Genomic DNA, 12782 nt, shown 5'->3' with positions numbered 1-12782 from the left:
CAGCATTATGGTATATTCATCGACATTACAGCTGATTTTGCTTAGAGCCAGGCATGGGGAGCATAAGGCCGAGCGTGTGAAGGAGGGGGGGTTAAATTAGGGAGTTGGTGGTTCATTTGTTGAAAAAAGAGCACAGGCCACCCCGCCGATTCGGGATAGCTTATGCTCTTTTTACATATGTATCTACTTTTTAGTCGAGACTCAGGTCGAAATCAGGCTCACACATATAATCTAATGGGTACAGATCATCTCGTGCGGAGATTAATGCACGGAAATGAAGATCTCTGATATCGTGTTCTGCTACATTTCCATCGGAGCGATTGGAGACAAGCTCAGCTACCACAAATACGTCTTCTGCGCGATTACATTTAAGAAGAACATTCTTCGGATGAATGACTTCCTCCAGGTAACTGTAAGTCATCACGTGAAATGTTTGTCCACGCCATTTTGTCTTGATCACTTTATAAGATTGTGTTCGCACCAGATCCAGATAACGCTCCAGCTGGAACGTATGTTCAAATTGCGTAATATAACCTTTTTTGTCCACATCAATCGTAAACTCGACATCATAGCTCACATGCATTTCATCTTTATAAGTTCCGTTCATAACCTTCATGGCGTCAAAGTGTGATCCGAATTCCGGATCTTCCACATAGGGAATGGTAACGAGTTCGGGGTCAACATAATCTGTGATCTTGCTGTTCATGGATGGTGCGGTGTAATACTTCGATGGCTGAAGATCAATTGATCCAATCATGCTTCCAGGAAAACCGGGGCTGCAAGTTATTCGCATAGTCATCTCCTTCGTTGTTGGTCAGTAGTTAGACGAACGAGTGAGAAGAAAGTTGCACCAGATTAAGGCACTATTTCCAATCTACCTGCTCTTTTGATACAGTAACTGTAGGACATATCGGAGGTATATCATATATCATGTATGGAACAATGTTTTCATGAATGGATCATGGAGAACCGTGCCCCATATCGCTCTCTGAGAGGAGTCCTCTAATGAATATGAATGAACATGTAATCGAACCAGGAAGACATGAACGTAGCACAGCTTACACTGGGACTACCCGAGGCATATATTCCACTGGACAGTTTTGAAGGTGAAGCTGGTTTTTTCTACAACCGTCAGACGGGAGAAGTGGTGCTGGTGGAACTGGGCGAGTCCATCGAACGGTTTCTTAATGGTGAGAGTAAGCCGCAGTGGGCTGATTTCAGTGCTTTTCTGGAGTGGTATTTCGTCCTGGAGGAGGAGACGGTTCATTGAAAGATCTGACACCGGAACATGCCGAACTGGAGCAGCGCATTGTTGAAACGGTAGAAGCCGGTAATGTGCTGGAGGAGACGCAACAACATGAACAAGCACTTATCTATTATGATCAGGCATGGGGCATGTTGCCCGAGCCTAAGATGGAATGGGAGATTGCAAGCTGGATCGCATCCTGCCAGGCGAATGCACATATCGATCTGAAGCAGTATGGACTGGCGAAGCCGTGGGCTGAGATATCGTTGCAAACGCGGAGTTCGGATAGAAGTACGAGTCCGTTGATCGATCTCGGTATGATCTGCATGAGACTTGAACAGCATGACGAGGCGTATTCGTATTTGCATCAGGCGTATGAGTTCGGCAGAGAGCGGGCATTTCAGGGAAGCCCCAGGGACATGTTGAATTATTACATTGAAGAGCGGGCTAAACGCAAGTAGAGTGATTCCGACCATACCATGAAACAAAAAGGGTACCCCGGTTTGGCCAAAACATGACCACAGGAGTACCCTTTTGATTATTACGGGATGTTTGGCTTCATCTAATCCGAAATGTTACGCGTATAGTATTCAATAATATCCTTACGACGGATAATACCGAGGAAGACACGATCGACATCCACCACGGGCACAAAATTTTGGTCTGCTGCAAGTGTCAGCATATCCTCCATCTCAGCCTCAATGTAGACACATTCATTATATACCCGATTGTTAATCTCATGGACCTGAACCTGATCCATCGTATCAAAAGTCAATCCGGGTGTATTTCGCATTTTCCATAACAAATCGCCTTCGGACAGGGTAGCAACATATTTTCCATCCTGGTCAATCACGGGAATGGCGGTGTAGTGTTGCGATTCCAATTGCTCAATAGCATCTTTCATGGAAGCGGTAGACTTGATATAGGCCACTTCGGCTTTGGGGAGTAAAAAATAGCTGATTTCCATCATCGGGCTCCTTTTCAGCCTTTTGCATAGCAAAAAAGCTTTAATATGTAATTCACTATTCTTATTTAAACATATTATGTGAGCTTTCGGCTATTTTTAATGATAAATTCGTCAGATTTGTTTCATTGTTTAAATGGCTCTGGAAATCTATAGTGTATATTAGAGGTGATGTAACCATGAAATCCAAACGTAAATTAATGTACGGACTGCTGCCCATCTTGTTTGCAGGTGGCATCGGAATGTATCTATACATGCAGAATAACAAAGAAGCAGAGGCCAAGCCCCAGACTACCGTGAATCAGTACATAGAGCATCTGCAAAAAAAAGAATTTGAACAGCTGTATACCTTGATGACGCCTGCTTCGCTGCAAGAGTCGGGCATGGACAGGGAACAATTTGTTGAGAAATACAATGCGATCTATTCGGGTATGGAAGTATCCACCGTCAAGGCGGAGGTTAAACCTGTGGATGTTGCCGAAACGGCTCCCGATGGCAGTAAGACCGATGCAGAAAAACAAAATCCGGATACGTATGAGGTGGATTACAACCTGCAACTGACAACTTTTCTGGGAGAAGTCAGTGAGACGCATACATTAAAACTGGTCCGGCAGGAGCTTGAGGACGGAGGAAAAATATGGAAAATTAACTGGCAGCCTTCGCTGATCCTGAATGACATGGTTAAGGGCAGTAAGGTACGAGTGAGGACATTGTTCCCGGAGCGTGGAGACATTGTGGATCGTGATGGTTTGCCGCTCGCTACCAAGGGCACGATGAATGAATGGGGCATAGTACCTGAGAAACTTGGTGACAACCCGGACCAGATGATTACCCGAATCGCGAGTCATTATCAGGTTTCGGAAGATGCCATCCACAAGGCGCTTGCGCAGACATGGGTGAAGCCGGAGTATTTTGTCCCGATTGGTTCAACGGAGGAGTTTGACGTGCCAGAATCTTTAAGCGGGGTTACGATGCAAAGCAAGGAAATCCGCTATTATCCACTCGGCGATGCGGCTGCACACCTGATTGGTTACGTGCGCAAAGCCACCAAGGAAGATCTGGATAAGGATACGGAAGGGTATTATCGCGCAGAAGATTGGATCGGCAAAGCGGGTTTGGAGCAGTCCATGGAGAAGCAGCTACGTGGTGAACGTGGTGGTCTGATTGAAATCACGGATGAATCCGGTAACTCCCGTTCTGAGCTTATTCGCAAGGATGCTGTAGATGGACAGAATATTCAACTGACGATTAGCTCCAAACAGCAGAAGAAATTATATCAGACATTATCCAGTGGTGGAGACGCCGGTGCAATGGTTCTAATGAATCCGACGGACGGCAACCTGCTGGCGTTGGTCAGTGCGCCTTCCTATAACCCGAACAAGATGGTTACGGGACTTACTCAAGCAGAGTGGGATGCTTATTCGGCGAATGAGAAACTTCCTTTTATCAACAGAGTCACTACCCGGTATGCACCAGGATCAACTTTCAAAGCGATTACAGCCGCAGCGGGACTGATGGAGAAGGTGACCACAGCGGACAAAACCCATGATATCTCTGGCTTGCAATGGCGCAAAGACGATAGCTGGGGCGGTTATTATGTCAAGCGTGTGAAGAGTTTATCCCCGGTTAACATGGTCGATGCACTGGTGTACTCGGACAATATTTACTTTGCCATGGAAGCGATCGAGATGGGCAACATCAAGTTTATTGAGGGGATCCAGAAGTTTGGTTTTGGCGATAACTTTGGACTGGATGAACTGTATCTGAAGCCAAGCCAATATGCCAACGAAGCGCATCTGGATCTATCTTCCGAGGTGTTACTCGCAGATACGTCCTACGGGCAAGGGGAGATGTTAATGTCCCCGATTCATCTGGCATCGTCATTTACGCCTTTTATTAATGAGGGGAAGCTGGTGAAGCCTGTTCTGATCGAGGGAAAAGAAAGCACTGAGCCTGAGGTAATCATTACTCCGGAAGCCGCAAATACGGTTAAGGATGCTTTGGGAGAAGTTGTATCCCGGCAGGGAGGTACAGCCCATACCTTGAATTCAATTTCTGGAGGGCTCGCGGGCAAGACGGGAACAGCGGAGCTGAAAGCAAAAAAGGGAGAGAAGGGGCAGGAAAACGGATTTTTCGTAGTGTTTGATACCGACTCTCCGACCTTCCTGTTATCCGCTGTAATTGAAGAGGTGAACGGCCGAGGTGGAAGCCACTATGTCGTGGATAAATTAAAGCCTTTTTTGGAAAAGTTGGAGATTACGCAGTAACTCCGATTTAATATAGCCTCGCAAGCATAATAAAAAGACCCGGTCACCATGTTATGGTTCTCACATGTGACCGGGTCTTTTTTGTTTCATTTTATTCAATATGGGATCATTTATTTCCTTGCAGTGATCATGAAGCGTGCCGAGTTGGTACGAATGCCCTTCTCGTCGTGATGTTCATTCACAAACTGCTGGAATCGCTCGAAGTCAGTGTCTACCTTTCCGAAATCAGGAATAATGGGGGTATGGGTTAGGAGAAACATCAAGTCTTCGGGTGTAGCATAATGCTCTACCACATTGTATTCACGGGCCTGAATGTCATGGAAACCTGCTTTTTGAAGTTCATGCTTGTATCGTTCCATCAATGTGCCAGGTTGAATGCCAAGGCTCTGTCCACGGCCAAAAGCTTCTGAAATGTTGGATTTATCGTGTTCGCTGACCTGCTGGGTTAGAAATATCCCACCCTCAGCAAGAACCCTGAATACTTCTGAAGCAGAGAACCCAGAGTGTCTGGAAGATACCACATTAAAGAAGCAATCTGGAAAATCCAGTTTTTCTGCGTCCATATGAAGAAAGCGTACATTGGAATGACCGCCCATAGCCTGAAGATTATGCTGTGCGGTCTCAATCATTCCTTGAGCGAGATCAATTCCCACCAGCAATAAAGTTTCTTCCGCAATGGACAGAATGGCTTCTCCACCACCTGTTCCAATATCCAGCAACAGATCGGACGATCGCGTATGGCGAACAACTTCCTCATAGAAGTTCCATCCAATTTTCTCCGAGACAACGTTCATGGAGCTGAAGTTCCAGCCATTCGTCCGGCCTACGCGTTCATAAAAGTCAGCGTAATTTATTTTGTTTTTCATTCTCATATTCCTCCAATGTGAGTTTGTTTGAACAGGACAAGAGAGTTGTGCGAAATCGTTCTAGTGTAAATGCTCGAATAGGATCAAATTGGACAGACGTGTCCCTTGATAGCTGGTACGCGTTTTGACCCAGCCCGACGATAACTAGAGCCTTCCTAGATTAATAGGAAGGTTCTTTTGCATCCAGTATGACTCGTTCAAGCATGATATCTATAGAACATATGGTGCAATATTCCTTTTTGCTATATGATAATTATCGATTCATGTTGGTGTTTTTTAGCAATTGATGTGATAGACGAACCCCAGGAAAGCGAAGTATACATACGTTCTTAAGTGGAGGGATTAGGGTGTATTGTCATGTATGTGGGGCCAAAAACGGTCCGGCGGATAACACGTGCACAAAGTGTAGAACCAAATTGAAGGAAACAAGCTCTACCGAGGAACAGATCTGGGCAGAAACAGCCATAGACGTGGATAAAGAAACGCGAAAAGCACTTGATTCCTTGTCCCGGCAGCAGCAACCACCGGCTTCCAAACAAGGAAATACAGGTCAAGGTCTTGCATTTAGCTGGATTATTCCCTTACTTCTGGCAGTAGTTGTAGGTGCTTTGCTAACGTATTATTACAAGCAGGAAACAGGTATCAATGCAGAGGTCAAATCACTGCACCAACAGGCGGAACAGGCTGCACTAGAGGGGAAATATAAAGAGGCTCTCCAACTGCTGGACAGCGCTCTAGCGAAACGACCGAACTATGATGCACTTATACAGGATCGGCAAATTACGGCGAAAGCGTTCAATCTGATGAATCAGTTGAATGAGGCTGCCACAAGTCTGAAAACAGGAAAACTCTCAGAAGGAGACAAATCCATTCAGGCAGTAGCGAAAGCACTGAAAGAGCGAGAAGAGCTCGTTTTCACCAAAGTACGTGCCACATTAAGTAATAGAAAGATTACGCTGGCTGTATTGAAGGTGAAAAAAGAAATCGATAGTTTGACGACAGTAGAGGCGCTGGCTGAGAAGCTGGATACGATATCGAATCTGAAGGGTGAGGAAGCCGAAGCAGTAGAGAAGCAAATTGTTGATAAGCTGGCAGGGATTAGCTACAAGCAGGCTGAGCAGCAAGTCAAGACAAAGGATTTTATAGCGGCATTGCAAACGGTCGATCAAGGGCTGTCTTATGCGCCGGAGGATGACAAACTGACAGCGTATCGTGATCGGGTGCTGAGTGAGAAGAAGAGTTTCGAGAAAGCGGAAGCCGAACGGATCCAACTTGCCGAACAACAGGCAGCAGAAGAAGATCTGAAGAATCGAACGTCAGCAGTGAGCATTGTGAATGTCGAAGCAACGCTTGATATGTATGGTGACCTGTATATTAGCGGTTCAATCATTAACAATGCAACTCGGCCGATCTCTTCCGTCACCGTCATGGTCGATATTTATGGTACAGACGGTACTTATTTGGGCCAAACCTATGTGGATGTGTATCCAAGCTGGATTGAAGTGGGTGAAGAAGGATTTTTTGAGACGTATTACTATGGTGTATACCAAGAAGCAGAAGTATCTGTTGTGAATGCAACGTGGTATCTGGAATAGGAGGACAGGTTGGAATGGGCAAACGAATATGGAGCACCATTATATCCAGTGCAATCATTATAGGAGTCGGAGCAGGAGGCGTGTTCTGGATTCACAGTTATACAGCAGATCAGTTGCAGGCTGAGCCCAGATTGGCTGTTGTTAATGCGAAGGAAACAGAAACCGTAGCATCCAAACCGTCCTCCAAGACAGTCGTGAAGAAAACACGTAAACAGATTATTGAAGAGAGTCAGAAGAAAGTGGTTACGATCGAGAGCAGCAGCGGACTAGGCTCCGGTTTTCTCTATAATGATCAGGGAGATGTTGTAACCAATGCTCATGTGGTAGTAGGTTCGAAGGAAGTGACGATACGTACCCTGAATCATGAGGAATATAAAGGAACAGTAATCGGAATCGGGGAAGAAACAGATATTGCTGTCGTTCGAGTACCTGATCTGAAAAAGGTGAAACCGCTGGCTATCGCCAAATCTAAAGCCGAGACTGGAGACGAAATCCTAGCTCTAGGGAGCCCGCTCGGGTTCGAGAACACGGTAACTACAGGCATTATCAGCGGTGTTGGACGCAGCTTCGAAATTGCGCCTTACATTTACAGCAATCTGTATCAGATCTCGGCGCCGATTACCCATGGCAACAGTGGCGGACCACTAATCAACGCAGAGACGGGCGAAGTACTTGGTATTAACTCAGCCGTTGTGGAGCAGGAGGGCGGGATTGGGTTCAGTATCCCTATCACCAGCGTGCTGAAGCAGGTGCAAGCCTGGTCCAAGAAGCCATCCAGCACAACGGCGGTTCAGACGGCTGGTGGTAATGGATCGGGACCGATCTCAGCTTCTGCAAAAGCAGAAGGGGTGGTGACCGATTTTTACAACAATCTGAATCTAAGTGACTATGTTACAGCTTATGCTTTGCTCGGCAGTGAATGGCAGAGCGGCACAAGTTATGCCAAATTTCGTGAGGGTTACCTCAATACCAGTTATGTGACTATTGGAGAGGTCTCTTCTATAGACAAGGGCAATGATGGGATGGAAGTGACAGCAGTGATTACAGCCGATGAACGCAGGGACGGCGAATATGTAACGACGAAGTATAGGGTTACATATCAGGTTGCTTCTGAGAATGGTCAATTGAAAATATTGCATGGTAAAGGTAAGAAAATAACATAAAATAAATCATCAAAGGAGAGTTGGCTGATGTGCCAATTCTCCTTTTTCATTGCTTATATTGGGTGCATCTGTTAAAATACAGAACGAATGTTCAGTATGCATGGGACGGAGTGAAATGGAATGAATATGAATAAAAAGCAACTTCAAACCGAGCAGACCAAGAAGAAACTTGCGGATGCTTCCAAAGCCCTTTTTGTACAAAAAGGTTATAAAGCAACGTCCATTGAGGATATTGTAGCTGCGACGGGCAGCAGCAAGGGCAATATATATTACCATTTTAAAAGTAAAGAAGGCCTGTTCCTCTATCTAATCGATGAGTGGGATCGGGAGTGGGAAGCGAGTTGGGCGGCCAAAGAACATCTCTATCGCACCTCCACGGAGAAGATTTATGGTTTGGCGGAACAATTAGTTCTGGACGATATGAATCACCCGCTGACGAAGGCGGCTGATGAGTTCTTCACAGGGGAAAAGAAAGAAAATGATATTGAGGAGCGGATATCCTTAATGTTTGAGCGGCATATTCAATTTAATAAACAAATGATAGAACAAGGCATTGAGAGCGGTGAGTTCAAAGCAGACAATGTAGATCATCTCGCACTGATATTGGAAAGTACCATTATTGGTCTTAGTCAGATGTCACGGAGGATGGAGCCTGATCAGGCTCTTGCGTTATACCGACAGGCTGCCAGTGTATTCTTGCATGGGATTGCAAAAGATAAAGCTTAAGCAACATTTTGACAACTACGGAGGATGGAATCATGGCATTACTAACACGGAACAGGGGCGCACTGCTGCTGTTAATGTTTAATATTTTTCTTGTTTTTACTGGTATTGGTCTCGTTGTGCCGATCATGCCTGCGTATATGGATCTACTGCATATCACCGGATTCACGGTTGGATTGCTGGTAGCGGCATTTTCCTTCACCCAGTTTCTGTTCTCCCCGCTTGCGGGTCGTTGGTCGGATACATGGGGACGTAAAAAAATTATCGTTGGCGGCATGCTGATCTTTGCCGTATCCGAGTTTATGTTCGGTGCGGTCAATGCACCAGTGCTGCTCTTCGCAGCCCGGATGCTGGGTGGTATTGGAGCAGCGATGATCTTCCCGGCAGTTATGGCCTACACCGCGGATATTACAACAGAGGAAGAACGCGGCAAAGGTATGGGATTGATTAATGCAGCGATTACAACGGGATTTATCATCGGTCCGGGAATTGGTGGGTACATTGCAGACTTTGGCATTCGAATTCCGTTCTATGCTGCAGGGGTTGCCGGTTTGCTGGCATCAATTATCACATTGATTATTTTGCCTGAATCGGCGCGAAGTACAGGAGAGCAAAGTAAACCTGTGGCTGGCGCAGTGAAGGTCAAAGCTCCGGGTATGGTATCCCAACTGCTGAATTCGTATCGTGAACCGTACTTTTTCAGCTTGATTATCGTGTTTGTTATGGCATTTGGTCTGGCGAACTATGAGACGGTATTTTCACTGTTTGTGGATCACAAGTTTGGTTTCACGACGAAAGACATTGCATTCATTATTACATTTGGTTCTATTGCGGGTGCGGTTGTGCAAGTATCCCTGATTGGTTGGTTGCTCAACCGGTTTGGTGAAAAGATGGTTATTTCGGTCTGTCTGTTATTTGTAGCGGTATTTGTACTGTTGACCTTGTTCGTGCATACGTACTGGCTCATTCTTGTGGTGACGTTTATCGTCTTTCTTGGTATGGACATTTTACGTCCGGCGATCAGTACACAGATGTCCAAACTGGCACAAGAACAGCAGGGCTTTGTGGCCGGACTGAACTCGGCGTATACCAGTTTGGGGAATATCGCAGGTCCAATCGTAGCTGGAGCACTGTTCGATGTGAATATTAACTATCCTTATGTTTCGGCAGCTGCCGTTCTGGCGATCTGTTTCCTGTTATCCCTACGGGTACTCAGAGGGGCCAAAGCGGTAAAACAACCGAAGGCTGAAATGTAATTGTTCGGAAAAGACGTAGGAGCATCGTTTTTTGGTATAATAAGAATTGCTGGAAGTGAATTAGATGGGCTGGGTTGCATAATAAGTTGCCGAGGACGGTCATTTTTAAGCATATACAGGATTATTGGAGTGATTACATGAGCAATGCAAAAGGAAAAGGCGGCACCGGCCGTGGTACAGGTAAAAAAGGCTGGAACCGTTGGCAAGCCGCTGCTAACCGGGCGAAAAGTGCACCGAAGCCTTATAAAAGTAAAGGTACAAAGAAGAAGGACGATACCGAAACTTCAAGTGGCAAGCCCGAGTAAGTGTGGCTTGACGATGCCAGAGGAGAGAGCTGCCTGACTATCGGGTGGGTCTCTTTTTGCTTGAAAATATAAAAAATTAAATTGACAGTATTGCAGATCTGGTAATAATATAGAGCTTACGCAAATTAGATGGTAGTGCTACTATATAGAGAAAGGAGCAACAGCATGCCTGTTAATATGGATGAAAATCCACTTGGACTGATTCTGTCACGGACGTATCTGGCGTACAAAAAAACAACAACCAGAAATCTGAGTGAACAGGATATTACTCCGGAACAATTTGCAGTCTTGAATGAATTGAGCAAGGCTGGAAGCCATATATCACAGAAAAAACTGGCTGAATTAACAGTGCGGGACCAGACAACGGTAGGCAAAATTATAGATAAGTTGATTCGCAAAGGTTTGGTGACAAGAGAAGAAGATCCACAGGACCGCAGAGCGGTTTTGCTTTGTTTGACGGCGGAAGGACTGGAAATGAATAACGTTCTGACACCAAAGGCAAAACAGCAAGAGCAAGAGGCACTCGCCGAATGTTCCCTTGAAGAGCTTGAAGCATTCATGAATGTGATGAATCGCATCTATGAGAAGATGAAATAAATTTTTTTTGGCCAAATATGTGCATGTGCATATATATGCAGTGCAATTATTTTAATTTTAACTAACGGGAGTCGTGAACGAATGAGAAGCATCAAAGATTTTCTTAAAGTGCCACAGACAAAAATAGGATTGGTTTTTGCATTGATTGTTCCGTTGTTATTTGTTGTGATCTGGATGACGGGTTATCATCAAGCCACGGAGAGAGTGGATCAACTTCAAGTTGCTCTGGTGAACGAAGACGGGACACAGGGAACAGAGGTGCAGAAGCAGATTGAAACGCTCGCTCCTTTCCATGTCGATGTACTGGGTTCTGCCGAGGAAGCTGATCAACAGATGAATGCAGGTAACTATGCAATGGTTATTGTTATACCGGAAGGATTCACTGACCAGATTGAAGGAGGTACAGAGGCGAGCTTGTCCTTTTATATTAATCAGGGAAATTCCGATGTAGCCAAATCCATTGTGGAACATGCTGCGACCGGAATAACTGCACAAATGGGTCAAGGGATTCTGGAATCCAAGGTTCAAGTGACACTCAATAACGATAGTATAAACAGCGATGAACTGAGTGCAGCCATTGGACAAGCGATGGCGAAGATGAATGAAGGGCCTGTGAAGGCTGAAATTAATAAAACGAACAGCGTAAGTGATTTTGCAACATCAATGCTACCGATGATTCTGGGTTTTATCACCTACATTGCTTCGATGACCATGAACATTCAGTTCAATATTACGTCGAATATCATGAAGCGTACCCATTCCAAATGGGAAATCTTCTGGGGACGGCAAATGTTGTTGTTATGTATAGCAGTGATCGTTCCTCTAATTGTGGATATAGTAGCTCTTCAGTTCACGGATGTTGCGAGCTCCTTCGGCGCTTTGTATCTTTATCATGTGCTGGTGAGTCTGGCTTGTATCTGTTTTACACAAATGAGTTTTGCCCTGTTTGGCAATGCAGGCCCTCTATTTAATGTAGCGATGGTTCCGCTCCAGTTGATGACAGCAGGAAATATCATTCCAGCCGAGATGCTGGCGCCATTCTACCGTTATATCGGAAACTTTCTGCCCGCTTCCAATGGAGTACAGGGATTTATGCGTTTGATCTATAGTGGAGAGGCAGTGGGTGGATACATGGTTCATCTTCTGTTGATCTCGATTATTACGTGGGGGATTACGGTGCTGCGAGTTGGCATGCAAAAAGCAGGTAATGGACAAATGACGATGACGCCTCCAGCATCAGCACAGGCACAACATTAAGAGTTTCCTTCTATATATAATGTAATAACATACAAGAAAGTGGTTCACGTATAGTTATATGCGTGCATCACTTTTTTTGTTTATTTTCTATAATACTTATACTCGTGGTAACTTACAGTGCCCCCAGTAATCTTGCATGACCTTGATAAAAGGACAACCTAAATTGAGCATATTAATGAAGCTATAATATATGAGAGGAGATTTAGTCCTAGTAATTCTAAAAATAATTAGACATGTATAACGTTGTATGAATGGATTTTAGGCTATAAAAACTATACAACTGAAATAGATGAGAGCGACGCAGTAAAGGTAGTTGATTGTGATAAATGAATTTTATTAAATTAAGTATTGTAATTAATATCTATGCATGATATATTATTAGTCCGGTCAAGAAAGCACGGTTTACACGGTGCGGCAAGCGATTGAAATAAGCTTCGAAAGAAACTTAAAAAAAGATCTTGCAAAGTTGGTTCGGAAGTGTTATTATATAAGAGTTGCTGAAGAGAATAACATTCGGTAACGAAATAAGTTTGATCTTTGAAA

General features: G+C 44.8%; 13 protein-coding genes. 10 read left to right on the top strand and 3 right to left on the bottom strand.

What is annotated here, in order from left to right; translation table 11 throughout:
- Positions 1 to 190: 190 nt before the first annotated feature.
- Complete coding sequence (locus tag J7E78_RS28440) at positions 191 to 793, bottom strand: hypothetical protein (RefSeq protein WP_215080134.1); 603 nt, start codon at positions 791 to 793, stop codon at positions 191 to 193.
- A 249-nt stretch (positions 794 to 1042) separates the two neighbouring features.
- Here J7E78_RS28440 and J7E78_RS28435 point away from each other — a divergent pair, with 249 nt between their 5' ends.
- Both J7E78_RS28435 and J7E78_RS28430 read left to right on the top strand, forming a co-directional pair.
- Positions 1043 to 1270 (top strand): hypothetical protein, encoded by a 228-nt coding sequence (locus J7E78_RS28435; protein ID WP_215080132.1) that lies wholly within the window; start codon positions 1043 to 1045, stop codon positions 1268 to 1270.
- Positions 1267 to 1707 (top strand): hypothetical protein, encoded by a 441-nt coding sequence (locus J7E78_RS28430; RefSeq protein ID WP_215080130.1) that lies wholly within the window; start codon positions 1267 to 1269, stop codon positions 1705 to 1707. Before J7E78_RS28435 ends, J7E78_RS28430 begins: the two co-directional genes overlap by 4 nt.
- Positions 1708 to 1808: 101 nt before the next feature.
- On the opposite strand, the gene J7E78_RS28425 is transcribed toward J7E78_RS28430, so the two are convergent.
- Positions 1809 to 2213, bottom strand: a complete 405-nt coding sequence (locus J7E78_RS28425; RefSeq protein ID WP_062836321.1) for a CBS domain-containing protein — start codon at positions 2211 to 2213, stop codon at positions 1809 to 1811.
- 176 nt (positions 2214 to 2389) lie between these two features.
- On the opposite strand from J7E78_RS28425, the gene pbp4 reads away from it, so the two are divergent.
- Positions 2390 to 4477, top strand: coding sequence for a penicillin-binding protein PBP4(5) (pbp4, locus tag J7E78_RS28420; RefSeq protein ID WP_215080128.1), 2088 nt, complete (start codon positions 2390 to 2392; stop codon positions 4475 to 4477).
- 110 nt (positions 4478 to 4587) lie between these two features.
- Here pbp4 and J7E78_RS28415 read toward each other — a convergent pair whose 3' ends face one another.
- Positions 4588 to 5343: a class I SAM-dependent methyltransferase gene (locus J7E78_RS28415; RefSeq protein ID WP_215080126.1), complete on the bottom strand. Its 756-nt coding sequence runs from the start codon at positions 5341 to 5343 to the stop codon at positions 4588 to 4590.
- Positions 5344 to 5690: 347 nt separating this feature from the next.
- On the opposite strand from J7E78_RS28415, the gene J7E78_RS29900 reads away from it, so the two are divergent.
- From J7E78_RS29900 to J7E78_RS28380, 7 genes are all read left to right on the top strand, one after another.
- Positions 5691 to 6938: an FxLYD domain-containing protein gene (locus tag J7E78_RS29900; protein WP_215080124.1), complete on the top strand. Its 1248-nt coding sequence runs from the start codon at positions 5691 to 5693 to the stop codon at positions 6936 to 6938.
- Positions 6939 to 6952: 14 nt separating this feature from the next.
- A complete protein-coding gene (locus J7E78_RS28405) occupies positions 6953 to 8101 on the top strand; it encodes a S1C family serine protease (RefSeq protein ID WP_215080122.1) in 1149 nt (382 codons plus the stop codon).
- 126 nt (positions 8102 to 8227) lie between these two features.
- Positions 8228 to 8827 (top strand): TetR/AcrR family transcriptional regulator, encoded by a 600-nt coding sequence (locus J7E78_RS28400; RefSeq protein ID WP_215080154.1) that lies wholly within the window; start codon positions 8228 to 8230, stop codon positions 8825 to 8827.
- A 32-nt stretch (positions 8828 to 8859) separates the two neighbouring features.
- Complete coding sequence (locus J7E78_RS28395) at positions 8860 to 10080, top strand: MFS transporter (RefSeq protein ID WP_215080120.1); 1221 nt, start codon at positions 8860 to 8862, stop codon at positions 10078 to 10080.
- A gap of 137 nt (positions 10081 to 10217) precedes the next feature.
- A complete protein-coding gene (locus J7E78_RS28390) occupies positions 10218 to 10385 on the top strand; it encodes a DUF3934 family protein (RefSeq protein WP_074093608.1) in 168 nt (55 codons plus the stop codon).
- Positions 10386 to 10550: 165 nt separating this feature from the next.
- Positions 10551 to 10982 carry a MarR family winged helix-turn-helix transcriptional regulator gene (locus tag J7E78_RS28385; RefSeq protein WP_215080118.1) on the top strand — a complete coding sequence of 144 codons (432 nt, stop codon included), beginning with the start codon at positions 10551 to 10553 and terminating at the stop codon, positions 10980 to 10982.
- 81 nt (positions 10983 to 11063) lie between these two features.
- Positions 11064 to 12239 (top strand): YhgE/Pip domain-containing protein, encoded by a 1176-nt coding sequence (locus tag J7E78_RS28380; RefSeq protein WP_215080116.1) that lies wholly within the window; start codon positions 11064 to 11066, stop codon positions 12237 to 12239.
- Positions 12240 to 12782: the final 543 nt, after the last annotated feature.

The sequence above is a fragment of the Paenibacillus polymyxa genome, from assembly GCF_018614975.1.
Lineage (GTDB): Bacteria > Bacillota > Bacilli > Paenibacillales > Paenibacillaceae > Paenibacillus > Paenibacillus polymyxa_E.
The sequence above is the reverse complement of the archived record's forward strand: the minus strand, read 5'-3'. Positions and strand labels throughout refer to the sequence as shown.

Bases quoted from the DNA above. Each gene is read 5' to 3' on its own strand.
- J7E78_RS28440 (WP_215080134.1), bottom strand. From the start codon at position 793: ATGCGAATAACTTGCAGCCCCGGTTTTCCTGGAAGCATGATTGGATCA.
- J7E78_RS28435 (WP_215080132.1), top strand. From the start codon at position 1,043: ATGAACGTAGCACAGCTTACACTGGGACTACCCGAGGCATATATTCCA.
- J7E78_RS28425 (WP_062836321.1), bottom strand. From the start codon at position 2,213: ATGGAAATCAGCTATTTTTTACTCCCCAAAGCCGAAGTGGCCTATATC.
- pbp4 (WP_215080128.1), top strand. From the start codon at position 2,390: ATGAAATCCAAACGTAAATTAATGTACGGACTGCTGCCCATCTTGTTT.
- J7E78_RS28415 (WP_215080126.1), bottom strand. From the start codon at position 5,343: ATGAAAAACAAAATAAATTACGCTGACTTTTATGAACGCGTAGGCCGG.
- J7E78_RS28405 (WP_215080122.1), top strand. From the start codon at position 6,953: ATGGGCAAACGAATATGGAGCACCATTATATCCAGTGCAATCATTATA.
- J7E78_RS28400 (WP_215080154.1), top strand. From the start codon at position 8,228: ATGAATAAAAAGCAACTTCAAACCGAGCAGACCAAGAAGAAACTTGCG.
- J7E78_RS28395 (WP_215080120.1), top strand. From the start codon at position 8,860: ATGGCATTACTAACACGGAACAGGGGCGCACTGCTGCTGTTAATGTTT.
- J7E78_RS28390 (WP_074093608.1), top strand. From the start codon at position 10,218: ATGAGCAATGCAAAAGGAAAAGGCGGCACCGGCCGTGGTACAGGTAAA.
- J7E78_RS28385 (WP_215080118.1), top strand. From the start codon at position 10,551: ATGCCTGTTAATATGGATGAAAATCCACTTGGACTGATTCTGTCACGG.
- J7E78_RS28380 (WP_215080116.1), top strand. From the start codon at position 11,064: ATGAGAAGCATCAAAGATTTTCTTAAAGTGCCACAGACAAAAATAGGA.